General features: G+C 46.0%; 23 protein-coding genes. 6 read left to right on the plus strand and 17 right to left on the minus strand.

Going from position 1 to position 23373, the window contains the following annotated elements; all coding sequences use genetic code 11:
* Positions 1-45: 45 nt before the first annotated feature.
* Positions 46-570, minus strand: coding sequence for a hypothetical protein (locus H9Q13_RS11930; RefSeq protein WP_191184036.1), 525 nt, complete (start codon positions 568-570; stop codon positions 46-48).
* A gap of 22 nt (positions 571-592) precedes the next feature.
* Positions 593-886 (minus strand): hypothetical protein, encoded by a 294-nt coding sequence (locus tag H9Q13_RS11935; RefSeq protein ID WP_191184037.1) that lies wholly within the window; start codon positions 884-886, stop codon positions 593-595.
* Between the two features lie 688 nt (positions 887-1574).
* On the opposite strand from H9Q13_RS11935, the gene H9Q13_RS11940 reads away from it, so the two are divergent.
* The gene (locus H9Q13_RS11940) at positions 1575-2090 is read left to right on the plus strand and encodes a hypothetical protein (protein WP_191184038.1); all 516 of its coding nucleotides are present in this window, start codon (positions 1575-1577) and stop codon (positions 2088-2090) included.
* Between the two features lie 49 nt (positions 2091-2139).
* Positions 2140-2736: a hypothetical protein gene (locus H9Q13_RS11945; RefSeq protein ID WP_191184039.1), complete on the plus strand. Its 597-nt coding sequence runs from the start codon at positions 2140-2142 to the stop codon at positions 2734-2736.
* A gap of 58 nt (positions 2737-2794) precedes the next feature.
* Here the strand turns inward: H9Q13_RS11945 and H9Q13_RS11950 are convergent, their stop codons facing one another.
* From H9Q13_RS11950 to H9Q13_RS11960, 3 genes are all read right to left on the minus strand, one after another.
* Entirely contained in the window at positions 2795-5422 is a 2628-nt protein-coding gene (locus H9Q13_RS11950; RefSeq protein ID WP_191184040.1) for a valine--tRNA ligase, read from the minus strand.
* Between the two features lie 251 nt (positions 5423-5673).
* Positions 5674-6246 carry a pentapeptide repeat-containing protein gene (locus tag H9Q13_RS11955; RefSeq protein ID WP_191184041.1) on the minus strand — a complete coding sequence of 191 codons (573 nt, stop codon included), beginning with the start codon at positions 6244-6246 and terminating at the stop codon, positions 5674-5676.
* A 78-nt stretch (positions 6247-6324) separates the two neighbouring features.
* Positions 6325-6675 carry a 4Fe-4S dicluster domain-containing protein gene (locus tag H9Q13_RS11960; RefSeq protein WP_191184042.1) on the minus strand — a complete coding sequence of 117 codons (351 nt, stop codon included), beginning with the start codon at positions 6673-6675 and terminating at the stop codon, positions 6325-6327.
* Positions 6676-6783: 108 nt separating this feature from the next.
* Between H9Q13_RS11960 and H9Q13_RS11965 the strand changes: the two genes are divergently transcribed.
* The 3 genes from H9Q13_RS11965 (at position 6784) to H9Q13_RS11975 (ending at position 8980) form a co-directional block, all read left to right on the plus strand.
* On the plus strand, positions 6784-7794 hold the full coding sequence (locus H9Q13_RS11965) for an acyl-CoA reductase (RefSeq protein ID WP_191184043.1): 1011 nt from the start codon (positions 6784-6786) through the stop codon (positions 7792-7794).
* Between the two features lie 8 nt (positions 7795-7802).
* Positions 7803-8588 (plus strand): polysaccharide deacetylase family protein, encoded by a 786-nt coding sequence (locus H9Q13_RS11970; protein ID WP_224744262.1) that lies wholly within the window; start codon positions 7803-7805, stop codon positions 8586-8588.
* A gap of 92 nt (positions 8589-8680) precedes the next feature.
* The gene (locus H9Q13_RS11975) at positions 8681-8980 is read left to right on the plus strand and encodes a hypothetical protein (RefSeq protein WP_191184045.1); all 300 of its coding nucleotides are present in this window, start codon (positions 8681-8683) and stop codon (positions 8978-8980) included.
* Between the two features lie 229 nt (positions 8981-9209).
* On the opposite strand, the gene H9Q13_RS11980 is transcribed toward H9Q13_RS11975, so the two are convergent.
* The 5 genes from H9Q13_RS11980 to H9Q13_RS12000 form a co-directional block, all read right to left on the minus strand.
* A complete protein-coding gene (locus H9Q13_RS11980) occupies positions 9210-10064 on the minus strand; it encodes a nucleoside phosphorylase (protein WP_191184046.1) in 855 nt (284 codons plus the stop codon).
* Between the two features lie 153 nt (positions 10065-10217).
* Complete coding sequence (trhO, locus tag H9Q13_RS11985) at positions 10218-11186, minus strand: oxygen-dependent tRNA uridine(34) hydroxylase TrhO (protein WP_191184047.1); 969 nt, start codon at positions 11184-11186, stop codon at positions 10218-10220.
* Positions 11187-11416: 230 nt separating this feature from the next.
* Positions 11417-12052 carry a NeuD/PglB/VioB family sugar acetyltransferase gene (locus H9Q13_RS11990; RefSeq protein ID WP_191184048.1) on the minus strand — a complete coding sequence of 212 codons (636 nt, stop codon included), beginning with the start codon at positions 12050-12052 and terminating at the stop codon, positions 11417-11419.
* A 39-nt stretch (positions 12053-12091) separates the two neighbouring features.
* Positions 12092-13411: a hypothetical protein gene (locus H9Q13_RS11995; RefSeq protein WP_191184049.1), complete on the minus strand. Its 1320-nt coding sequence runs from the start codon at positions 13409-13411 to the stop codon at positions 12092-12094.
* Positions 13408-14697 carry a DUF2851 family protein gene (locus tag H9Q13_RS12000; protein WP_191184050.1) on the minus strand — a complete coding sequence of 430 codons (1290 nt, stop codon included), beginning with the start codon at positions 14695-14697 and terminating at the stop codon, positions 13408-13410. Before H9Q13_RS12000 ends, H9Q13_RS11995 begins: the two co-directional genes overlap by 4 nt.
* Before the next feature lie 311 nt (positions 14698-15008).
* On the opposite strand from H9Q13_RS12000, the gene H9Q13_RS12005 reads away from it, so the two are divergent.
* Positions 15009-16652: an ABC-F family ATP-binding cassette domain-containing protein gene (locus H9Q13_RS12005; protein WP_191184051.1), complete on the plus strand. Its 1644-nt coding sequence runs from the start codon at positions 15009-15011 to the stop codon at positions 16650-16652.
* 57 nt (positions 16653-16709) lie between these two features.
* On the opposite strand, the gene H9Q13_RS12010 is transcribed toward H9Q13_RS12005, so the two are convergent.
* The 7 genes from H9Q13_RS12010 to H9Q13_RS12040 all read right to left on the minus strand — a co-directional run bounded on the left by H9Q13_RS12010 (position 16710) and on the right by H9Q13_RS12040 (position 23358).
* On the minus strand, positions 16710-17777 hold the full coding sequence (locus tag H9Q13_RS12010; protein WP_191184052.1) for an aminotransferase class V-fold PLP-dependent enzyme: 1068 nt from the start codon (positions 17775-17777) through the stop codon (positions 16710-16712).
* Positions 17774-18292, minus strand: coding sequence for a GNAT family N-acetyltransferase (locus H9Q13_RS12015; protein WP_191184053.1), 519 nt, complete (start codon positions 18290-18292; stop codon positions 17774-17776). The genes H9Q13_RS12010 and H9Q13_RS12015 overlap by 4 nt, the downstream gene beginning before the upstream one ends.
* A gap of 261 nt (positions 18293-18553) precedes the next feature.
* Positions 18554-18865, minus strand: coding sequence for a helix-turn-helix domain-containing protein (locus H9Q13_RS12020; RefSeq protein WP_191184054.1), 312 nt, complete (start codon positions 18863-18865; stop codon positions 18554-18556).
* A complete protein-coding gene (locus tag H9Q13_RS12025) occupies positions 18849-19190 on the minus strand; it encodes a type II toxin-antitoxin system RelE/ParE family toxin (RefSeq protein WP_191184055.1) in 342 nt (113 codons plus the stop codon). The genes H9Q13_RS12020 and H9Q13_RS12025 overlap by 17 nt, the downstream gene beginning before the upstream one ends.
* Before the next feature lie 223 nt (positions 19191-19413).
* Complete coding sequence (locus H9Q13_RS12030) at positions 19414-21144, minus strand: hypothetical protein (RefSeq protein WP_191184056.1); 1731 nt, start codon at positions 21142-21144, stop codon at positions 19414-19416.
* A gap of 589 nt (positions 21145-21733) precedes the next feature.
* Positions 21734-22564 (minus strand): orotidine-5'-phosphate decarboxylase, encoded by an 831-nt coding sequence (gene pyrF / locus H9Q13_RS12035; RefSeq protein ID WP_191184057.1) that lies wholly within the window; start codon positions 22562-22564, stop codon positions 21734-21736.
* 149 nt (positions 22565-22713) lie between these two features.
* Positions 22714-23358 carry a LolA family protein gene (locus H9Q13_RS12040; RefSeq protein ID WP_191184058.1) on the minus strand — a complete coding sequence of 215 codons (645 nt, stop codon included), beginning with the start codon at positions 23356-23358 and terminating at the stop codon, positions 22714-22716.
* Positions 23359-23373: the final 15 nt, after the last annotated feature.

Consider the following 23373-nt stretch of genomic DNA (forward strand, 5'->3'; position numbering starts at 1 on the left):
TCAAGAAATTGGGGCAGGCTTTTTTGCAGGTATCGCTGTTATAAACTAGATAATAATATTAGTGATTACGCCATTTGCTTTATACTCAAAAAGGATTGCTTCATCTGTTGCTATCCCATTGCTTGTTTTGAAATTCACGAATAGCTGGCCGTCTTTCATCAAGTTGTATGAGTTTGGAAAAATATCTTGCAAGCTACTGATATTATCCCCTACCCTTATATGGTTTTGACCGTTAAAACTCACGATAATGGAGCTTGAATTTATACTAGTGCTGACTAATTTATCAGCATCAAAATAAAAGCTTGCATCCTCATAGGTATACACATCATACCTCTTATCATCTTGTTCAGAGTGTATGTTGTCAATACTCTTAGGCTCTCCTAATACTGAGGTTAGTGTTGTTGGAGTATTAGTTAATTTAAATCCAGAACTTGATCCGGCACTAGGCTTAATGGTTACTATGGATTGGTCTATAAGATCTGGCAGATTCGAGTTGGTCTGGCTCTGGGCATTGTAGACATAAATGCTCATAACTGCGATCACGGCGAGCAAAATAAAAAGTTTATTCATTGATACTTATTGTTTTGAATAATTATTGTGGATTTGACAACTTTACCACCTTATCGCTTGATTCATTAAATACAATCTCAATTTGTTCAGAGACATAAATCACAGGTGGTTGGTATAAGTAAACGTAAGTTCGATTTTCCTCATTATTTATGATGTGCTCAGGTGGCCCCATTAGCTCCAATACATTTGACTTACTCATGCCTAACTCTACTTTGTTAAAAGACCGATAATTTTGGGGGCCTTTTCCAAAGGTTACATATAGGAGAGTGGTCACTATACATGCTGTAATTGGAAAAACCATTAAAACTTTTTTCATAATATGTAGCTATTAGGTTTATGTTTAGGCATTCAATTGCCCTCATAAAAATATACCCGTGATTATATTATTTGAATGAAACTCAAATAATATAAAGGAATCTGTCAAGGTGCCGGTTGGAGGTAGAGTTGTAATATATGCGTCCACCCTTTCTTAGATTGTAAGAATCAGGAAAAGAAGAAGCCAAAGAAGTAATGTTATCTCCTACTTTATAGGTACCTGCGCCCGTAATATTTAAAGCAATTCCATTTGCATTTAATTCTAAATCATAAAATTCTTCTCCAATATACCTGATCAGGCCCCAACTGTATTTTAAATGTGACAAGTCAGTTTGCGCTGATTCCGAATATTCTTAAAGGTTAGCTATTGGCGTACCTAAGCTTGATTTAAGTTGCGATTGAGAACTTAATATGGCCACATTAGTATTTGAACTACCTTTTAAACTGATGTGATTAATACTAGCTCTATTAGGTGTATTAGATTGAGATTGACCATTAGAAACCTGGTTAACTCCTAGTACACTGATAAATAGCAGTATTGTGATGATTAAATGCTTTTTCATATTTTTATTAGATTAAAGCACTTTAAAATAATAATAATAATAATAATAACAATAATAATAAAAATCCGAATATCTACCGCAAGTATGTTTAATTTGAAAATAACATAAATCTAAAAGAATAAACCTATGAAAGTTGCCATTGCCTGGATTCTGGTTGCCATCTTCCTATTCGCAGCCGTGTATTTCTACTGGAAGAAAAATGATGCGGAAAGCCGCCTGCGCATAGCTGACAACAAACTGGCCGAAACAGGGCAGCAGTTGGAGCAGGAAGAAACCGAAACTGACTCACTCGAAGGCCTGATGCTGCCACCCGACACCATGCATATCGTACCTCCCAGCGGCGTGGAGTTTGTGGACGAACTGGGCAGTCTGAGCGAAAGCGACATACAGAAGCTTCGCAAAAAAGGCCTGCGCAACCCCGAAGTGGACCTGATGAATGACCTGAACCGCAAGCAGCGTCAGCTTATACCTAGAGAGGGCGTAGTCGGCGGCACCATGACCATCCGAGACAGCCGCATCCTAAACGACCGCTATGCCATGGCTTACTATGAAGACGGCCACGTAGGCGGCTACATGATTCTGAAATATGAAGTAAACAACGGCAATATCACCTGGAAAGTAGTGGATAGCTCGGCCTTGTAGCCTTCTGCACGATATTTGAGTATAGGAAACAGGTACAAACCCAAATGCTATGACCCTACGCTCCCTTCTGTTGCCTGTGCTCTTCGCTTTCTCCCTAAACCAAGGCAGTAGCTTTCTATTAGAGCAGGACCTCAACAAAGATGCTAAAATACTTGCCAGCACCTCTGTCTTCATCAGCGATAATGCGACTTCCAGTCCTTCGTTGCGCACTATTGAAAGTGATTTAAATCTGTTTCATGTGATGGCCAGCATCAACTTATCTGAGGGGAAGTATAGCGCCAGGCAGCATGGCAAACATCATGTGCAGACGTGGCGATTTAATGAGGGCAACATAAGAGCCATTCACCAGATCGAAACCTCCCTAGCACTTGACACGGTTGTGACGCAGCGCTACCTCGAAAACCGTCCCCCTACACAGCTACGGATCGTGAACGACTTTACCTTCCGCACCTATGCTGTTTCGACTAGGGATGCGCTTATTAAGTTATATTACCTTACCGAAGCAGAGCAAGGTCTGCTGGAGTATAAAATAGACGACCGCCACGTGGAACTTATGTATCCGAAGAAGAAACAAGGCTTGACGGATGTCATGCCAAAGGTGAAGGACGAACTGGATCAGTTGGTAGTGGCCCTAAGTAAAGAATAAAAAAAACAGCGGCCGTTCCCGAGAAGGAACGGCCGCTGCCATTATTAAAGCCTATACCTTAGAGTGACGCCAGACTCTGCTCAATGGCATGAATCTTCGCTTCGGCGTCGGCTTGCTTCTTTCGCTCGTTCGCAATTACTGTTTCCGGTGCACCGCTTACGAAACGCTCGTTGCTCAGCTTCTTCACCACTGAGTTCAGGAAACCTCTGGTATACTCCAGTTCCTTCTCAAGACGGGCACGTTCGGCTTCTACGTCGATGTTACCCTCCATCGGAATAAAGAACTCATCACCGGCCTCTACGAAACTGATGGCTCCCTCAACGTTCTCCTGCACCAGGGTGATTTCGTTGATATTTGCCAGCTTGCGGATAATGCTGATGAAGTCCTCGTATCCGTCCTGGTTCATCACCTTAATGGCCAGATCAAGCGATTTGGTCGGGGAGATATTTTTCGAGTTGCGGATGTTGCGGATAGCGGCTACGATCTTGAGCACCGCTTCCATTTTCTCCGTCAGCTGCTTGTCAAACTTCTCCTGCTTTGGCCAGGCCGCTACAATCAGATATTCTTTATCTTTTCGCTCTTTCAGGTCTTGCCAGATCTCCTCCGTGATAAATGGCATGAACGGATGCAGCACTTTCAGTACCTTTTCCAGGTATACGATCGTGGTATCCAGCGTCTGTTTGTCGATCGGCTGCTGGTAAGCAGGCTTGATCATCTCCAGGTAGCTCGAGCAGAAATCGTCCCACACCAATTTATACACCGACAGCAAAGCATCCGAAATACGGAACTTGCTGAAATGGTCCTCAATCTGCACAAAAGCCTCATTGAAGCGGGAGTCGAACCACTTCATGGCCGTTTCGTTCGGGCACGGCAGGGTCTCGTCCACTTCCCATCCTTTGATTAGTCGGAAGGCGTTCCAGATCTTATTGCTGAAGTTACGGCCCTGCTCTACCAGTTTCTCGTCGAACAACAGGTCATTTCCGGCTGGCGAGCTGAACAGCATACCCGCACGCACACCGTCGGCACCATACTGGTCGATCAGGTCAAGCGGGTCTGGTGAGTTGCCCAGCGACTTAGACATTTTGCGGCCCTGCGCGTCGCGCACAATACCTGTCAGGTATACGTTGCGGAACGGCGGCTCATTACGGAACTCATAACCGGCCATGATCATACGCGCTACCCAGAAGAACAAGATCTCAGGGGCCGTTACCAGGTCGTTGGTTGGGTAGTAGTACAGAATATCTTTGTTATCCGGGTCCTTAAAACCATCAAATACCGAGATGGGCCAGAGCCAGGAGGAGAACCAGGTATCCAGCACGTCTTCGTCCTGGCGCAAATCGCTCAGTTGCAGACTGTCGTTGCCACTCTGCTTGCGTGCCAGTTCCAGCGCAGCTTCTGGGGTAGAGGCCACTACAAACGAGCCATCTGGCAGGTAATAAGCGGGGATTTGCTGTCCCCACCATAGCTGGCGCGAAATACACCAGTCGCGAATACCTTCCATCCAGGAGCGGTACATGTTCTTGAACTTAGGTGGGTGCAGGCGTATCTCGTCGTTCATTACGGCGTCGAGGGCTGGCTTGGCCATTGCCTCCATTTTGCACCACCACTGCATAGACAAGCGTGGCTCAATTACGGCACCTGTGCGCTCCGATGTCTGCAACACGCTCGCATACTCCTCTATCTTCACCAGCAAACCGGCTGCCTCCAGGTCTTTCACAATATTGCGACGAGCCGCAAATCGATCCTGACCAACATAGAGCTGTGCTTTCTCATTGAGCGTGCCGTCATCGTTCAGTATGTCGATGGTTGGCAACTGGTGCTTCTGTCCCAGTTCGTAGTCGTTCAGGTCGTGCGCCGGTGTTACTTTCAGGGCACCTGTACCGAACTCAATGGAAACGTACTCGTCTACGATCACCGGAATTTCCTTGCCCAGCAAAGGTATGCGCACGGACTTGCCATGCAGATGGGTATAGCGTGGGTCATTCGGGTTCACAGCCACAGCCACGTCGGCCATGATAGTCTCGGGACGTGAAGTCGCCACTGTGATGAAGGTCGGCTCTGCGGCACCCACTACTTCGTAGTTCAGATGGTACATTTTGGCCATGGTGTCTTTTGGCACCACCTCTTCGTCTGAGAGGGCGGTTTTACCCTGTGGGTCCCAGTTTACCATGCGTACTCCGCGATAGATATGTCCTTTGCGGTACAGGTCCACAAACACCTCGATCACGGCAGCGCTGAGGTCGTCTTCCATCGTGAAGCGGGTACGGTCCCAGTCGCAGGAAGCACCCAGTTTCTTTAGCTGCTCCAATATAATGCCGCCGTACTTCTCTTTCCACTCCCAGGCATAGGTTAAGAACTCTTCACGGGTAAGATCGCTTTTGTTGATGCCCCTCTCTTTGAGCATGGCCACCACCTTCGCCTCTGTGGCGATAGAAGCGTGGTCGGTACCCGGTACCCAGCAAGCCTCCTTGCCCTTCATGCGCGCACGACGGATGAGCACATCCTGGATCGTGTTGTTAAGCATGTGGCCCATGTGAAGCACGCCCGTCACGTTCGGTGGCGGAATCACGATGGTGTAGGGTTCCTTTTTCGGGTTAGGCGTAGAACGGAAAAAGCCGCGCTGCATCCAGCTGCTATACCACTTCTCTTCTACTTCTCTGGGGTTATATTTTGTTGAAATCGACATCTTAAACTGATTTTTTCTGCTTTTTGCGCTAAAAGGCAAAATTACGGATTTTACGCTAATTGTTGGTCGCTAATTGTTGATTGTTATGCATGCACCAGGCAAAGTGGCGCTCCAACACAAATCAGGTATAGGATTCCACTACAAGCTGCGAAGGTATTTGCTTGGGATGTATCGCGACGTTTGCTTTACTCCTGAGAGAGCAGGCACCAACACTTCCATACCTGTACACTGTTAAATCAACTTGTTACCCTTCACTCCACCCGAATATCATACCTTGCCAGAAGTCCTATCAAGCCACTTTGCGAAAACTTGGATTTCTTAATGTTGTTAAGTTCGGGGTCTATGGTGTAATTAAACGCTGTAACCAGATTGGCTTCATTCAGGTTGGTTCTTTCAAAAACTGCTCCAGCCAGGTCGGTATTATCAAACTTCGCTTTGGTTAGGTTGGCTTGCTCAAATACCGCGTTTTTAAGCGACGAGTCGATAAAGTGTGTCTTGGGCATTTTGCGTTTCAGGAAAGAGGCATAGTCCAGCAGGCAGTTCTCAAACCGGACCGTGAACAGAAACTCCTCGCACGCACTGAAATCTATACCTGTGAGCTTGCACTCCTTGAATACCACATCGTTTAGCGTCGCACCGCTCAGGCGCAACATAGCCAGGTTGCAGCCCACAAACTGACAATCGGTAAAGCGGTTCTGGGAGAAATCGCCGTTAGAGAAGTCACAGTTCTTGAACACGCAATCCTCAAACTCCCTGCCGGTGATAGTCTGATTAGGATTTATGATTTTCTCGAATAGTCTGTCCTGGTGCAGTTGTTCTTTCATGGCTGTTAAGTGAATGGGTTAAAAATAAAAAAACCTGCCATAAGAGACAGGTTTTTTTGTATTTGGTATGGCTATACCTTAGCTGGCCTGGTGCAGCCAGTCCTTCTTGGCCAATAGCTCTTCCTCTGTTTCGCGGTAGTCTGGGTCATCAACGCAGCAGTCAACCGGGCACACAGCGGCACATTGCGGCTCTTCGTGGAAGCCCATGCATTCGGTGCACTTATCTGACACAATGTAGTAGAACTCGTCCGAAATAGGTGGCTGCGCCGCATCGCCGGGGATGGTCTCGCCGCCGTCAATCTCTACTTCTTGCAGCTCCGTGCCACCGCCCCAAGTCCATTCCGCACCGCCTTCGTAAATGGCAGTGTTCGGACATTCTGGTTCGCAGGCGCCACAGTTTATACACTCATCAGTGATCATTATCGCCATAATCGTATCTCCTGTATATTTTTAGTACTTTTGTATCGCTTTATTTACCGAACAAAATTAGAAACATTAAGTATCCGTATCAAATAAATTTTAACACAGCGGTTTGCCATGACAATAGAGAACAGAATCGAAGCTTTCGTGAAGCTGGGGAAGCAACTGCAGGACATGACACCTGAGGACCGCCAAGCCCTCGCTTTTGTTGCAAAAGCCAAGAACCCGTGGTTCGATGAGGCTAGCGTTTCTGCTGCCCTGCAGGGGATCATCACCTTGCTCGACGAACAGTATCTCCGTGAATGGATTTACCCTTACCACCTCAAACAGGTTACACCCCAAAAGGTTGGCGTTGTGATGGCGGGAAACATCCCGATGGTCGGTTTTCACGATTTTATGTCGGTTTTGCTGAGTGGACACTTCCTGCTGGCCAAACTGAGCGCTGATGACGATGTGTTGATGCGCCGTATCGCCAGCATGCTGGTAGGTATAGAACCAGCCTTTGCCAGCCAGTTCGAGTTTGTGGATATGCTCAAGGAAGCCGACGCGATCATTGCAACCGGCTCCGATAACACGGCCCGCTACTTCGAGTACTACTTTGCAAAGCGACCGCACATCATCCGAAAGAACCGTACCAGCATAGGCATACTGACGGGCCACGAAGAGGAAGAAGACCTGCAGGCACTGGGCAACGATATTTTCCAGTACTATGGGCTGGGTTGCCGCAACGTTTCCAAGGTATACGTCCCGGAAGGCTATACCTTCGACAAACTGTTTGAAGCCATCGAGCACCATCAAACCATTGTCGAGCACCACAAATACCACAATAACTACGATTACAACAAGTCCATCCTGCTCGTGAACCGGGTACCGCACTTCGACAATGGTTTTCTGCTTGTGCAGCCGAGTGAGCAACTGGTATCTCCGATCTCAGTGCTGTTCTACGAAACCTTCACTTCATTATCTGACCTGCGCGACAAACTGGCTGCCGTGAAAGAAAAAACGCAGTGCGTAGTTTCCGCACACGGCTGGCTCGAGGGCAGTATCCCGTTCGGAGACGCCCAGTGCCCCATGCCATGGGACTACGCCGATGGCGTGGATACGATGGCGTTTTTGCAGCGTTTGTAGTTGAATTTATGCGAACACATATTTTTTGGGCTTTACTAGCACTGTTATTTGCTGCTACTTCGAGTTGGGCTGTTTATGTGTTGTTTAGGCCCTCTTATATCTATAACCGTCCTGCTCAACCGGCTTTTGTTATGAGTTTCGACGATAAATATGTAGGTGAATGGTATGCTCATAGGGAGCTTTTCAAAAAGTACAGTGTAAGGGCTACCTTCTTTATTACCATGCCGCATCAGCTATCTCCGTCTGAGATAGAAATGTTAAAGCAGTTGGCAGCAGATGGTCATGAGATTGCATCACATAGCTATCTCCACGAAAACTCGTCTAAGTTTATTAAAAGAAATGGTGTGCCCGCATATGTTGCAAAAGAAATTACATCTGCTATCAAAGCAATGCAGGCCATTGGTTTTACACCTTCTACATTTGCTTATCCTTATGGAGCTCGCTCTATAACAATTGACCGAGAGCTGAACAAATATTTCCATCTGCTTCGCGGCGACTCTTGGAAAGTGGCGGGCAAAGGTATAGATGAACTTGACAGGATTTTTTATAAGTATGATGGTAACCGTTTAGTTCATGGCTTAGGTGTAGATGCTAATAGTGGCGTCACTTTGCAGGATTTGGAAATAGGCTTTAGAAGAGCAGCGCAAAATAATGAGGCAATCCTTATTTATGCTCATAATATTTTAGAACAACCTAGTGGTTATAGTATATCACCACAAACTCTTGAATCCATATTTAAACTCGCCCAAAAGCATAACTTAAGCTCGCTTACATTTAGAGAGTTAATATTATAAACCATTCAAAAAACCGTATCCTCCTTAGAACCAAAATAATAGTGTGGCATGTTTTGTGGGTATATACCTGCTCACACTAATTATTTAAAACTATGAAGAGGACCGAGAAACGAGCCAATCTGATCCAAAAGGAGCATATTCCTATGCTACATTTCGGACAGGAAGATGTATTGAAGGATCCCACAGCCCGTAGCATACGACACTACGAGGCCAACCGCGCTACCATTTTAGGCAATGCTTATCGCAACAAAGCCCTTATCACGTTCTGTACCGATGATGGGGAGGTGAAGCAGGTGGAAACCACTGTATGGTGCTATGATGACAACTTCGTCTTACTCAAGTCAGGGACGTTTCTTCCGCTGAAATCTATTCTTAAGATTGAGAACTGTTGATGGCGCAATTTCACTGGCCTGATACGCCGGCTATACCTGCGACAAGCTTTTAAAGATAAAAAAACAGCCCGCATTCGAAGATTCACTTCTCATGCGGGCTGTTTTGGTTTATACTTTTGCGAGTCACAGACTCGCTTTTATAGGTGGGCACGGGAATAATTCCCGCGCCAGAGCTTCAAAAGGTCTGTGCACGATTCGGACAGGTCGCGACCTGTCCCTACACGACTAATTAAATTCTATCCAGCACTTTCACAATCAGGCTGTCGATCACTTCTTCGGCATTAGAGGCAAATTCCTGCGAAATGCGGTTGGCCACAATTGCATTGAGCGATAGCATCTCATGACCCAACAAGCGCCCCATGGCGTAGTAGCCGGCTGTCTCCATCTCAAAGTTCGTGATACGGAAATCGCATACACGGAAATCCTGGTATACCTTGAGTAAATCAGGATTACGCAAACCGCCACGCAGCACACGGCCCTGTGGTGCATAGAACCCCGGGCAAGTTAGTGTATTGCCTGGCACCATGTCAAACGCAATCTTCTCGATCAGGCTTTTGGAACCGTTCACACAATAAGGACGGAAACCCACGCCCAGTTGCTCCTGCAGCGCTTTGGTTATACTTTCCTCGTTCTCGTTCTGCTGCAGCGGGTAGAATTCCATGAGTGAGTCTAAACCTACTGCGTAATGCGATGCCAGGTGGCTCCCTAACGGAATGTCTGACTGCAAGGAGCCCGAAGTACCGATGCGCACGATCTTAAGCGAGATTTTCTCTTCATTCACCTCTCGCGACTGGAAATCGATGTTAACCAGCGCATCGAGCTCGTTCATCAGAATGTCAATGTTATCGGTGCCCATACCGGTGGAAATCACCGTGAGGCGCTTGCCTTTGTAGTAGCCGGTATGGGTCACAAACTCACGTTTCGCAACCTGAACCTCTATCTCATCAAAATACTTGCTCACCATCGCCACACGATCGGGGTCGCCGACTGTGATGATAGTATCCGAAATGTGCTCCGGTTGCAGGTTGAGGTGATAGATCGTGCCGTTTTTGTTGATGATAAGTTCTGATTCTGGAATGACCATTTTTTAGATTTTTAGATGTTAGATGCTAGATTTTAGACGATTAAAATGATGTTTAGAAGTCAATATCTAATATCTAACTTCTAGCATCTGTTTGATATAAACAAAGAAAAGCGTGACCGTTGGGTACACGCTTTTCTTTGCTTTAGAGAATACCTATTTAGTTACGTCAGAAACCTTGCGACGGTTAAATCCTTTGAGCGGATTGTAGCCATTCATATTTTTCTGGTAGTAGCCTGTGCCATCGTAAGGGCGTTTTTCCGGGTGCTCTTTGCACTCAGTGGAGCAGGCACCTTCCAGTTCCCAGCCGCACTTCTCGCAGATCGGCACGTGCAGATTGCACACCGAGTTAGCGCAGTTTACCATCCGGTCTTCCTCGGTACCGCATACATAGCACTTCGAAATCACCTTTGGGTTCACGGAGTTCACATCCACGGCCACGCGGTTGTCGAACACATAGCACTTGCCTTCAAAATCCTCACCGCCTGCTTCTTTGCCGTATTTGATGATGCCGCCATGCAGCTGATACACGTCTTCAAAGCCTTGCTCCAACAGGAAGGCACTGGCTTTTTCGCACTTGATACCGCCTGTGCAGTAAGTCAGGATCTTCTTGCCCTTTAGCTCTTCTTTCAGGGCATCGATTCGTTCCGGAAACTCACGGAAGTTCTCAATGTCCAAGGTAACGGCACCTTTGAAACGACCTACACTGTACTCATAATCTGAGCGCATGTCCACCACCACCACGTCCTCGCGGTCTTTCATTTCCTTGAACTCCTTCGGCTCCAGGTGTATGCCAGTACGTACATTCGGATCGATGTGCAGCAGCCCGGAGTGTACAATTTCGGCTTTGGTGCGCACATGCAGTTTGGCAAAAGCGTGCTTGTCCGAATCGTCCACCTTGAAGTCTACCTTAGCGAAACGCGGGTCTGCTTTCACGATCTCCATATACCTGTCGCAGTCGGCCTTCAGACCAGACACAGTACCATTGAGGCCCTCTTTGGAAATGATGATTCGGCCGAGCAGGTTCAGCTCCAGGCAAAGTAGGTGATGTTCTTCCCGGAACGCCTCCGGATCTGCTATCGGTGTGTAGCAGTAGTACAGTAGTATGCTGTATGGTTTGTTCATAACGGCTTAGTTTCAGCTAAGTGTTAAAATAAATTGTTTAATTGTTGATTGTTAAATTGTTGGATGGCTGTATTGCTAAATTGCTGATTATTTTCAACAATTAAACAGTTTAGCAATTTAACCATTTATCCTACAAAGTTACCAGCTACTTTTCAGTTGCAAAATGACCTATTTTTCAGTTGCAAAACGACCTATGTCAGTTTTGAAACAGCAGATGCCGGCAGAAAAGTTTACTTAACCGGTGCAGCCGGGTTGCCAAACACGGTGGCTTTGGCGGGCACATTGGCTACCACCACAGAACCTGCGCCAACACGGGCGTTTTTCCCGATCTTCACTCCTGACACGATCACAGCACCAGTACCGATAAAGGCTCCATCTTCCACGATCACTTCGGAATTGATAATGGCACCTGCCCCGATCTGCACGTTATCGCCGATCTCTGCTTTGGTATCTACCAGCGCACGGGACTCGATAACGTTGTAGTTGCCTATTTTAGCGTTATTGTTCAACACTGCGCCAGCTCCTATCATGTTGCCGTGGCCAAGCCAGGCAAACTCCGAAACAGCGCTGAACTTGTGTATAGCGTTAACAGGCACCACCTTATACTCACCTTTAAGCATTTTGATGAGGCCTTTACGGGCCGCTGAATCCTCCACGGCCACAAACACGTCGCACTTCTTGCCGATCAGTTTCAGAAAATCATTGTCCTCTGTGCTGCTCATGACCGACACATTGTTCAGTTCCTGCTGCTGCAAGTCCTTGCTGTCGTCGAGGAAGCAGTACACCACCACATTGTTGCTGTTGAAAATATCGAGAGCTGCGGTACCCAGTTTCTGGGCACCAAGAATTATCACCGGATTTTGCATAGCCAATTTAAATAAGCTGCAAAGGTACAAAGAATAATGCTAATCTGCTGCGGTTTGAAACTCATTCCGGGGGAAGAGCTGTGCCAGCAAAGCCTGGTTGGTTCTGCACATAAACAAGAGGTGTACCACAAAAGGCAGCACCACCACCCTATACCTACTCAGCGTACCCAGGTTTGGCATGCTGTAGGCCAGCAAAGTCCCCATCACGAATACAAAGACGAGCACCGCAATCAGGAGATAACCATGCCGCCATTTCCACCTGCTTTCTGAGAACAGGTCGCGCAGGAAACCGAAAACCAACAGAAGCAGCACCGTATTCTCCAATGCCGCCGCCAAAGTCCGCAGGCTATAGATTTCCCAGATAAACGGCCTGAAGAGCATGCCGATAAAGGCCAACTGCGAATGCAGCGCAAAGCTGAGGTAAGTGGGCTCCAGGAAAGGAAAATCGATACGGGGCTTGCCTTGCGAAGCCAGCAGGCTAGTCTGGTAGTTCCGGTATACCACATCGGGCAGGTTCTCGAGATGCAGGTTGGGATTGAGTTGCGTACCCAGGTAGGCTATACCTGAAAACAGTATTGTCAGGCCCAGCAGCTTCGGCAGCCAGTGCAGGTGCGCCAGCCTCCGGGTATAGAAAACCGCTTTGAGCAGCAGGCACAGCACCAACGTGAGCACCAGTGCCACAGCTACAAAGTACTTCACCAGCCAGACCAGGTATAGGCCCAGCAAAAACAGCGTAAAGTATAATAAAATACGTTTTTTGTCAGCCGTATTTAACAGATGCATGAAGCTTCCCAGCACCAGGCCCATCCCCCCCATCATGAAACTCTCCTTGGTCACGCCCGCCCCCCAGTATAGCACCGAAGGAAAAAAGATAAACCCGATGAGCGCAGCCCATGTGGTAGCGGGAAAGTAGCGTGAAATGGCGTTCACCAGAACCCACAGGCCCGTGAAACTGAACAAAGACAGGTATAGCGAACTGATGTAATAGTTGCCGTTGGTCAGCAACATGGGGATACTTAGCAGCCTTGGCATGTTCCAGGCGCTTTCGTAAAAAGGCCGCTGCAATGCTGCCAGCGAGGTATCGGTAGGGTCGTTGAGCAGCAGGTAGCGCAGGTAGGTGCCCATCCCCTGCTCGTGGGCCAGCTCGGTCATGAGCAGGGCCCGCTTGTAGTAGAGCTGCGTATCGCCTTTATCAAACACATGAAAGCTCAGTATACCTAACAGCAACCCGCAGCCCAGCTTGAGCAGCAGGGCAGGAAAAAAGTAGGCCCGGATCGGCTTTTCCCAATCCTGCTTCCAGAGCCACCAAACCAGACCGGCCAGTGCCAGCAGATTCAGGCTGTTAATCAGTATACTCACGCAGTAGGTAGATTTTGCTTCATGATCTTGTTGCCGATGGCGCAGCGCAGGCAGTTTACCGGCTGGCAATAGCGTTTGTAGAGTCCGAGCGTGGCCTGGTTGTCGGCGGCAGAGGCAGCTTTCCAACCCAGTTCCTCATATTGCCGCGTAATCCGGTTCGATGCTTCCTTCACCTTTTCCAGCAAACCAACCGCTTTATCCAGGTAGCCAATCTCCTGGGTGTGGCTGGCATAGGCCGCCAGCAGCGGCACCGCCACGTTGATGGTCAGGTTCTGGGCACTAGGCTTGCCCAACTGCGTCTGCACTGCCCGGGACTCTGCCCCAAAGGTATAATGTTTTTGCCAATAAGCCGACACCGGCGCCGGCCACAGGGCATCATACGCCTTGGGGTTTTCGGTTTGGATGATGGTCGAGAAGAGGCTTTTGTGTTTAGTGAGCAAAGCAGCTAGCTGTGCCAAACGAACGGTCGGGAAGTTGGCAGGACGCATGCGCAGGAAGTTCCAGTGGTGGCGCTGCATGGCCTGTTCTTTTATGCCATACTTCCGGCTGAGATAATCATACTCTTTAGCCAAGGCTATGCTGTATTCATCACCTAGGTTATCCAAAAAGCCTGCCTGCCCAAACAGCAGCGCCTCTAGTTGAAACTGGTTGTTATAATGCTTACGAACAACCTGCACGGGTAACGCCCTCGCTAATCGCTCGAAAGGCTCCTGGTTGATCTTAAACCCAAATCCCTTGTACAGCAGTTGGTAGGCTGTTGCTTCCCAGTCGTTGCCCAGTTGCCGGTATACCTGCAACACCTCTTCCCCTTTCAGCTCCAGCCGCTCTGTGAGGGCCCGGCCCAGCATCATGGTCTTGGTGATGTCGGGCACCTGCGGCCAGAAGGCGGCACAAGGTATAGCAAAGGGTGCCCGGCGTAGTTGTTCGTAGGTTTGCAGCAGGGCCAGGTTCACTCTGTTTTTCAGCTCCAGAGTAGGTATAAGGCTGCCATCGGGGCGTCTTATGGCTTCATCGGCTTCCCATACCACATGCAGCACCACCTGGTTGTATTTGAAGTCGAGCTGGTGCTGGTGCCGCCGCCAATCCGTTGCCCGCAAATGTATCTCTACACTTCCGGACCATTCCACATTCCCTACTCTCACCAGGGCTTCCTTAAAGTCAGGTCCGGCGTCGGTGTTGTACATGCCCACCCGCAGCACCTGTACCGGTTCGCCCTCTACAGTACACAAGTCGGTTTTGTCAAAATACTGATGCTGCCAGATGTAGTGCAGGAACTCTTCTTTCATGGGCGGTGGTTGTGAGTTGGGAAAGTTTTACGAGGGAAAAGATTTAGTAGTTAAAAAGTTAGAAAGTTGAGAAGTTAGAAAGTTGGAGAAAAGACCACATATACCTGAATTTTAAAATGGGTGGTAAATTTCAGAACAAGAAAAGATATATAAATCCTGATTCAGACCATTTATACCGAAATACTCTTCGGGCAGGTCGCGCCACGTCCCCACAAAGTCACCCTACAACTTTCTAACTTCCAAACTCCTAAACTTTCTAACTTTCTAACTCCCAAACTTCCCTATCTTTGCAGCCTTAAAATTAAACGATTATGATTTCAGTTGACGCGGTAAGCGTGGAGTTCAATGGGGCGGCCCTTTTCAGTAATGTTGCCTTCAACATCAATGAAAACGACCGTATCGCCCTGATGGGAAAAAACGGAGCAGGTAAGTCTACGCTGCTCAAAATTATTGCGGGTGTAAACAAACCTACCCGTGGTAAGGTATCGGCTCCAAAAGAGGCCGTGATCGCCTACCTGCCACAGCACCTGCTCACAGAAGACAACTGCACCGTGTTCGAGGAAGCATCCAAGGCTTTTGCCAAGGTGCTCGACATGAAAAAGCAGATGGATGAGCTGAACGCGCAACTGGAAACCCGCACCGATTACGACTCTGATGACTATTATAAAATCATCGAGCAGGTATCGGAACTGGGTGAGAAATACTACTCTATCGAAGAAATAAATTTTGATGCTGAAGTTGAGCAAACGCTCAAAGGTCTGGGCTTCGTGCGCGAAGATTTCTCACGCCCTACCAAAGAGTTCAGCGGTGGCTGGCGCATGCGTATTGAGCTAGCCAAAATCCTGCTCCAAAAGCCGGACCTGATCCTGCTCGACGAACCGACCAACCACCTCGACATCGAATCCATTCAGTGGCTCGAGGATTTCCTGGTGAACAATGCCAAGGCTGTGATCGTGATCTCGCACGACAAGACCTTCGTGGATAATATCACCAACCGCACCATTGAGGTGACCATGGGCCGCATTTACGATTATAAGGTACCGTATAGCCAATACCTGCAGCTGCGCAAAGAGCGCCGCGAACAGCAGCAGAAGCAGTTCGACGACCAGCAGAAAGAGATTGCCGATATTCAGACCTTTATTGACCGCTTTAAAGGCACGTACTCCAAGACGCTGCAAGTGCAGTCGCGTGTAAAAATGCTGGAGAAGATGGAGATTGTGGAGGTGGACGAAGTAGATACTTCTGCTCTCAATATCAAATTCCCGCCAGCGCCACGCTCCGGTAACTACCCGGTAATCGTGGATGGTCTCACCAAGAAATATGGTGACTATACCGTGTTCAAAGACGCCTCCCTGACCATCAACCGGGGCGAGAAAATAGCCTTTGTGGGCAAGAACGGCGAGGGTAAGTCTACGCTGGTAAAAGCCATTATGGGCGAGATCGATTTTGAAGGCGATCTGCAACTGGGACACAACTGCATGATCGGGTACTTTGCCCAGAACCAAGCCTCCCTGCTCGATGGCGAACTGACCGTTTTCCAGACCATCGACGAGATTGCTGTGGGTGATGCGCGTACCCGTGTGAAAGACCTGCTGGGTGCATTCATGTTCAGCGGCGACACCATCGAGAAAAAGGTGAAAGTACTTTCGGGTGGTGAGAAAACCCGACTCGCCATGATCAAGCTGCTCCTGCAGCCGGTTAACCTGCTCATCCTGGACGAACCGACCAACCACCTCGACATCAAAACCAAAGATATCCTGAAAGATGCCCTGAAGGCTTTCGACGGCACTATTATCCTGGTTTCGCACGACCGCGACTTCCTGGACGGGCTGGCCGATAAGGTATTTGAATTTGGCAACAAGCGTATACGTGAGCACTTTGAGGACATCAACGGCTTCCTTAGAAACAAAAAAATGGAGAACCTGCGGGAAATTGAACGAACCGTAGCGAAGTAATCAAAAAGGCTATACCTGCAGGTATAGCCTTTTTTGCTTTAGTGCGTTTTGCAAGGACTACGCGATGGTGTGCGTGCACTCCTCTAGGTGCAAATGCTCACTGTTCTTTGTCAGGTGCAGCGCTTCTTTAAGGGCTTCGATTACAAAATCGATCTCATGTTCCTCATGAAGTCCGAGAAGGGTTAACTGTATCCAATTTCTCTCTCTTAAGTACCTGCTTTGACAGCTCAATAATACACCAGACTGGCTAAGCTTCAAATACAGGTCTTCGCTGTTAACTTCTGACTGAACAATGGTAAAGACCCTGGATTCCTTCGTGGCAAACGGAATTATCCCAAATGGTTGTAATGCACTGTAAATCTTTTCAGCGTATGTGTCTTTGCCTTTCCAGCAATCCACGTTCATTGTTTTCTTAATGGAAACATGCAGTGCCTTTAACTGATTTGAGGAAAGGGTAAAAGGGATCCCTTCGTTACTTTCATAAATCTGAAGATCAAAGTATTTCGGGATTTCAGAATTTCCCAGTGGCTTTATGTTCGAAAAAACAAGGGCTATGCCCGAGAGTGAGCATAGCCCTTTTCCTGATGACCCAGTGGCCATGGCTACATGCGACAGGTCTATGGGCTTGGTTCCAATGCTGCTGATACAATCCACGAAGACTTTGCAGTTCCTTTTATGAGCGATCTTGGCGATGGCTTCCAGGTTATTTTCGATTCCTGTTGAAGTTTCGCAATGTGTAAAAAGGATCCAGTCAGGGTTGGTAGAATCAAGGAGGAGTTCAATGTCACGCAACAAATATTCTTCTCCCCATGGTATAGCATGGGCTACGAAATTGAGTTTTGCCCTTTCAGATTGTTCGGTCAGGCGCAAACCGAATTCGCCGTTGGACATGATAATCCCCTGGCCTCCGAGCAACTTAATCTGCCATATCATCACCTCATTAGCAAGTGTGCCACTCCCCTGCAAAACAAATGTTTCCTTAGTGTTTAAATGTTGGCACATGGTGTCAACGATCTCCTGATGCAGCTGTTTGAATTCGGGAGACCGATGCGATATGCTTGGAGCGGATAGGGCTTCTGTAACTTCCTGATGTAATGCTATTGGGCCTGTCGTAAGGTTTATCATTTAGGGAAAATATTATGGAGGCTGGATTCATTTATGTACATGGGTTGATAAAATGCACCCTGCTTTCCAACCATCTCACCAAAAGGAACAAATCCAATCTTTTTATAAAAATCGAGTCGTCCTGAAGCTGCGGAAATGAAGCCTAGTGTAATATCCTGAGCAGTTACAAGCTCAAATAGTTTTTTAAGTATCTGAAAAGTAACACGCGTTTTCCTCCATTTCTTATCTATGACGAGCAGTCTTATTTCGACTACTTTGGCACCTTCCGGAATCAAACTATCTATCTCAACTTTCTTTTTATCAAGTGAAAACGGTCTTTGCGTGTTATAGCTCACCATCCCAATCACGATCTCATCTTTGACAGCAATCAGGTAATTATTTTTTGAATGAAATTGATCGATCAGTTTCCTGTCCTGCCTTGCCTCATGCTGAGGTATTTCCTCCACAAAAGTTTCATAATTGAGTTTGAATATCTGTTCAAACTCTTCTTTTGACTCCGGTTTTTTTATGATCATTATAAGAAATTTTGCCTATCGGCCTTGAGCTCAGGGTTGGCCCGACTGAGTTATAAATGTTGTGGTATTTCAATATGCAAGAATGATGCGCCCATGTCGTTGTCGTTACCGATTTCAATAGCCAGCTAAGTGACAAATACCAACAACATCAAAAAGAGAGAAACCCTACTGGTATTTTCTTTAAAAACTTATGCTGCGAATTTGATCCGCAGCGTAGCGAGGGGCACGGCTGAACTTGGTTACGGAGTAGTAATTCTTCTTTTACAATTCAATTGAAATTTTAACCTTTCCCCCTAAACCTTTTTCAACTATATCAAATAAGGTTTTGAGCGTAAGGTTGCTCCCGTCGTTTTCAACTCTAGATATATAAGTTCTTTTCTTATCAATGATTTCCCCTAACTCCTGCTGTGTAAGATGTCGAGCTTCACGGGCCTTTTTTAATTCAAGTCCAATTTTAAAAGATTCAAACTCCCTGTCAAGGTTATCACGTCTCTCTGTGCCTTTTATTCCGTACACTCTATTCTTGATGTCTGCCCAAGAACTAACTTCTCTTTCTTTATCTTTTCCCTTCATAATATTCAGCCATTAATTGTAGTGCCTTATCAATTTCTTTCTTTGGTGTCTTTTGTGTTTTCTTCTGAAAGCCGTTAAGCAAGATGACTAGCTTGCCTTCGTCGAAAAAACAGAACACCCGCCAAATGTTGGAACCAAGTTGCACGCGTGCTTCATATAGTCCTTCTGTGCCTGTCAAATGCTTCAGATAATTCTGAGGCACTTGCTTAAGTGTTTCTATTGCTTCCAAAATCTTGAATATCTTGTCCTGCACCTTTACGGGCTGCTCTTTTAAGAAATCTTCAAAGTAGTTTTTGTAAGCAATGATTTCTCTGATTTTCTCCATCTGCTGTATTTGCAACAGTAAATGTAACTTAAAAGTTACTATAATCTATAAAAAAATATAGCCTTTTAATAATTCTTTATTTCCCGTAACGGTTAGTATATGAAAAGTAGGCGATTAAGAAGCACTAAACTTTCGGTTAAGCACAAAGTTTGATACGAGCTAAAAGCCTTGGGTTTATTACTAACTCGCCTATTTTTTATATACATTGTTACCTGCTGGGCTTTCATTTTATTTCTTTTAAATATTTGTATTCCCCATTAGACTTAACAACTACATACTTATCCCAAAATTCCTTGTCGTCCAAGTTTTTATATGCGAAATTCCAAGTTGTCAAAGTATTGATTTGGTCCATAAAACTTGGTCCCATCTGTATATTCTTAAATTTTTTAGGTTCTAAATAGTTCCACTCATAAATGTCATAGTTGTCTTTGTTTGGAATTAGAACAAAGTATCTTAGGAACATTTCACCATTTTTTTCTTTGACTTTAACTGGGGTTAGTAGAATAGATTTGTCATTTGGGTAAATAAGTAAATAGTCCTTTGACATTTGGTTTAAAGAAACAAGCTCGTAATTCCCTTCCATCTTGATTCGTTCAGAAAGCGGTCGAATTATGTCATCAATTATATTTTGGTCGAAGTTCTTTGCTTTTTCGGTTGCTTCTTTTTTAAGTTGGTTTGCAACTATCTCATATTGTCCAATATACGGTCGGTCGTTTTTTTCTTGAGTTTTCCAAATCGTCTCTCCGTATTCATCCCAATCGGGTTCTTGCTTGAGGTCTTTTACTTTTTTAAACAAACTCGTCTCCCAAAAGTCAGGATTAAATTCAGTTGTGTTTTCTTTGAAAAAATTCCATTTTGTAAGGTTGTAGAAATATTTCCGTTTGCCTTCATCGAGATTTTGAGCTTCAAAGTAGGTGACATTGGATTTTTCGTAAAACCATTTTCCATTATACTTTACTCCCTTGACAATGTATGCGTAAGTTTGGGGAATGTCATCCAAGAAACCTTCATCTTTAATGTCTTTGCTTGAAATGATATTTACATTTTTATCTCTCTTGTTGTCCTTCATAGCTTTGAAGTCCTGAGCAGAAACTTGTTCTATGAAAAAGGCAACAAACTTAGTTTGTGAGGTATCTAGTAAAATTTGATATTGGTCTTTTAAAAGAATTTTGCTGTCAGGCTGAGGAATTATTGGCTTTAAAAACTCTTTGTCGCTAGTATTTGAATAATACTTTGAAACAAGCTCCTCAAAACGAAGTTGTGCGAGTTCACGGTCTCTTTTTATTGTAGGACTATTTGAAGCGACTTGATAGATTACATCTCCAAGTGCTTTGGATAAAGCGTTGCTGATTGTGCAGTCAATAGATTGGTCGGTACAAGCAAATTCAAACCCTGGGTTTGTCCAATCTCCTTCATATTCGGAATTTATCAAAAAGGTTTGAGAAAAATTGTCATATAGCTGAACGGATATTTTCGCAAAACTTATTTCGTCTTTTTTAAATAGTTCTATACTTGAAAAGTTCAAAATGTATTGCAATTTATCCGTATCTGCGATTTTCTTTAATTCTGTCAAATTACCGCTTGATTTCGAATTTGAAAGTAGAATTAGAAGGTTTGGGAATCGTTCGTAAAAACGATAAGCCAAATATTGGTGTGCAATAAAACTTGCCTGTTTTGATAAATCGAGTTTCTCTGTAAACTCCATTCCCGACTGTGTTATTTTTTGAATGTTTTCAGGCTGTTTTTTAAACTCTTCAGATTTTAAATAGTCAGCTTGCTCTTTGTTTTCAGGTCGTTTAGATAGTTCCTTGTTTTTTTGTTTTACATCTTTTTCAAATGACTTGTCAAACTTCAACTCATTTGGTGTCAATATTAAAATTTGAGGTTCATAGGTCTGTCCTAATGCCGTCAATGCAAAGGTGAAAGTCAAAAGTATTATCGTTAGTTTCTTCATTGTCGTGTCGTTGTTTTGCCTTGCAGGTAACTACTGTATAAACGTCACTGTGACGTTTATCTGCCATATATGCGGAGGTTCTATAGTCTAGCTTAATTGGCCTAACCTGTTTAAAACCAGCTTTAAAGGCCTTTTTAGCCCTATTTCAATTCTTAATTCAATATATACAATTCCCTGATTATTTCCGCAAATATTTAGAATCTCCCAAAAAGAAACGGGCAGATTTAACACAGCAGCTAATTCCACAGAAATTTCCTGGATTGTCGCAGCCTGCAAGCCCACTTTATTGAATATTTTTAATATCTATACCTACTACGCACAATTAAAATCCCCTGAATAGCCGTGCATACACGAGTAATAACACGACTATACCCATTCAAAGACGGGCACAAACCCTCATCACCTGCACAAATATTTGATATTCAACTTATTACAACCGCAACAGGTATAGCCACAAAAAATCAAAGCTTTTGAGCTATCATAAACAGGATATTTCCAACACCCTTTTAACAAAAAAACCGCCATGCCCTGGCTAATACGCACAGGCATGGCGGTTTTTTTGTTAAAAGGGTGTTGCTGCCGTGCTATGCTACAAATGCATTACATACTGCTCCAGGTACTGCTCCATTTCTTTCTGAACTTCCAAAGCAGCCTCACGGGCACGATCTGCGAAATCGCGGCCAGACGAGGCATAGATAATGGCGCGGGAAGAGTTTATTAACAGTCCGCACTGTTGGTTCATGCCCAATCGGGAAATCTCCTCCAGGCTACCGCCCTGCGCGCCCACCCCCGGCACCAGCAGAAAGTGGTTAGGAACAATGGCACGCACTCGCTCGATATATTCTGCCTGTGTAGCCCCAACTACATACATCATCTGCCCAACGCTGGCCCAATTGGCGCTCTCGCGCAGCACCTGCTCAAAAAGATACTCCTCATTGCCATCCGATAGCTTCAGCATCTGAAAGTCCTGGCTACCGGGGTTAGAGGTAAGGGCCAACAGAATGACCCAGCGGCCGGGCTGCACCAGGAAAGGCTTCACAGAATCCGAACCCATGTAAGGCGCTACCGTCACGGCATTGAAGTTCATTGTCTCGAAGAAGGCCCTCGCGTAAAGCTCAGAGGTATTGCCGATGTCTCCACGCTTGGCATCCGCTATGGTAAATATCTCTTCAGGTATAACCTCCAATGTCTTCTCCAAACTAACCCAACCTTTTGGCCCTTGTGCTTCATAAAAAGCGATGTTTGGTTTATAGGCCACACACAGATCGGCCGTGGCTTCTATAATCTGTCGATTAAACTCAAACACAGGGTCTTCGGCGTCCATCAGGTGTTCTGGCAGTCGTTTCGGGTCGGTGTCCAAGCCGATGCACAGGTATGATTTTTTCTGGAGGATCTGCTCAAACAGCTTTTCTCTGGTCATGATAGGTATAGGAGCTAAGTTTCAGGTATAGCAAAGCTACATTTTTACGGGCAGGCGCAAAAGTTTTTGTAGCGGAAGGTCGGTAAATGCAAACAAAAAGAGCTGCCCCAAACGGAGCAGCTCTTTTCTATGATCATAATTCGGTCGGATTATCTGAGGTCAACCACCTGCACGCCTTTGTACTTTGCCTTATTGAAGCTGAAGGCATCAGAGGCCAAGGCAGGGTTTGCCTGGAAGTTCTTGATGGTATAGGTATAGCGGTTACCGTTGTTACGGAACATCTGCCAGCTTTTCAGAGTCTTGTCTTTCTGGTTGATATAAAGACGCACTTTGAAGATCGGGTTGTTACGGTCTTCAGGCGACAGCTCAATTACGTCAAACACCTCAGCGCCTTGCTTCTCGGTGCCGGCGTAGGCATACTTGTAGCCTTTCTTATACATATCGAAAATCTTACTTGGCGACATGGCTTCTGCCTCCGCGTCGTTTTCGGTAATGGTTACTTCGTTCACATCCTTCAGGTAGGTCCACATCAGCTTGCCGTCGTTAATCACTTCCTGGCCGCTTACTGCCAGTCTGTATTTGGGGCCACTCACCAGAATATCGCCTTCCATGGTTTCTTTCACTTTGGCAGATGGGTTCTCCAGTGTCTGTGCAAACGTTGCCTTAAAGCCTTTCATGCTTCTGTACTTCTGGCTCATCTGGTCCAGAATTTTGCCTGCCTTTGGGTCCTGCTGTGCATTCGCCAGGTTCACAAACATCATTACGGCCAGCAGTAGGGATAATACTTTTTTCATGTGTTGTAAATGTCT

The sequence above is a fragment of the Pontibacter aquaedesilientis genome (assembly GCF_014773225.1).
Lineage (GTDB): Bacteria > Bacteroidota > Bacteroidia > Cytophagales > Hymenobacteraceae > Pontibacter > Pontibacter aquaedesilientis.

Excerpts from the sequence above, each read along its gene's own strand:
- H9Q13_RS11930 (WP_191184036.1), bottom strand. The coding sequence starts at position 570 with ATGAATAAACTTTTTATTTTGCTCGCCGTGATCGCAGTTATGAGCATT.
- H9Q13_RS11935 (WP_191184037.1), bottom strand. The coding sequence starts at position 886 with ATGAAAAAAGTTTTAATGGTTTTTCCAATTACAGCATGTATAGTGACC.
- H9Q13_RS11940 (WP_191184038.1), top strand. The coding sequence starts at position 1,575 with ATGAAAGTTGCCATTGCCTGGATTCTGGTTGCCATCTTCCTATTCGCA.
- H9Q13_RS11945 (WP_191184039.1), top strand. The coding sequence starts at position 2,140 with ATGACCCTACGCTCCCTTCTGTTGCCTGTGCTCTTCGCTTTCTCCCTA.
- H9Q13_RS11950 (WP_191184040.1), bottom strand. The coding sequence starts at position 5,422 with ATGTCGATTTCAACAAAATATAACCCCAGAGAAGTAGAAGAGAAGTGG.
- H9Q13_RS11955 (WP_191184041.1), bottom strand. The coding sequence starts at position 6,246 with ATGAAAGAACAACTGCACCAGGACAGACTATTCGAGAAAATCATAAAT.
- H9Q13_RS11960 (WP_191184042.1), bottom strand. The coding sequence starts at position 6,675 with ATGGCGATAATGATCACTGATGAGTGTATAAACTGTGGCGCCTGCGAA.
- H9Q13_RS11965 (WP_191184043.1), top strand. The coding sequence starts at position 6,784 with ATGACAATAGAGAACAGAATCGAAGCTTTCGTGAAGCTGGGGAAGCAA.
- H9Q13_RS11970 (WP_224744262.1), top strand. The coding sequence starts at position 7,803 with ATGCGAACACATATTTTTTGGGCTTTACTAGCACTGTTATTTGCTGCT.
- H9Q13_RS11975 (WP_191184045.1), top strand. The coding sequence starts at position 8,681 with ATGAAGAGGACCGAGAAACGAGCCAATCTGATCCAAAAGGAGCATATT.
- H9Q13_RS11980 (WP_191184046.1), bottom strand. The coding sequence starts at position 10,064 with ATGGTCATTCCAGAATCAGAACTTATCATCAACAAAAACGGCACGATC.
- trhO (WP_191184047.1), bottom strand. The coding sequence starts at position 11,186 with ATGAACAAACCATACAGCATACTACTGTACTACTGCTACACACCGATA.
- H9Q13_RS11990 (WP_191184048.1), bottom strand. The coding sequence starts at position 12,052 with ATGCAAAATCCGGTGATAATTCTTGGTGCCCAGAAACTGGGTACCGCA.
- H9Q13_RS12000 (WP_191184050.1), bottom strand. The coding sequence starts at position 14,697 with ATGAAAGAAGAGTTCCTGCACTACATCTGGCAGCATCAGTATTTTGAC.
- H9Q13_RS12005 (WP_191184051.1), top strand. The coding sequence starts at position 15,009 with ATGATTTCAGTTGACGCGGTAAGCGTGGAGTTCAATGGGGCGGCCCTT.
- H9Q13_RS12010 (WP_191184052.1), bottom strand. The coding sequence starts at position 17,777 with ATGATAAACCTTACGACAGGCCCAATAGCATTACATCAGGAAGTTACA.
- H9Q13_RS12015 (WP_191184053.1), bottom strand. The coding sequence starts at position 18,292 with ATGATCATAAAAAAACCGGAGTCAAAAGAAGAGTTTGAACAGATATTC.
- H9Q13_RS12020 (WP_191184054.1), bottom strand. The coding sequence starts at position 18,865 with ATGAAGGGAAAAGATAAAGAAAGAGAAGTTAGTTCTTGGGCAGACATC.
- H9Q13_RS12025 (WP_191184055.1), bottom strand. The coding sequence starts at position 19,190 with ATGGAGAAAATCAGAGAAATCATTGCTTACAAAAACTACTTTGAAGAT.
- H9Q13_RS12030 (WP_191184056.1), bottom strand. The coding sequence starts at position 21,144 with ATGAAGAAACTAACGATAATACTTTTGACTTTCACCTTTGCATTGACG.
- pyrF (WP_191184057.1), bottom strand. The coding sequence starts at position 22,564 with ATGACCAGAGAAAAGCTGTTTGAGCAGATCCTCCAGAAAAAATCATAC.
- H9Q13_RS12040 (WP_191184058.1), bottom strand. The coding sequence starts at position 23,358 with ATGAAAAAAGTATTATCCCTACTGCTGGCCGTAATGATGTTTGTGAAC.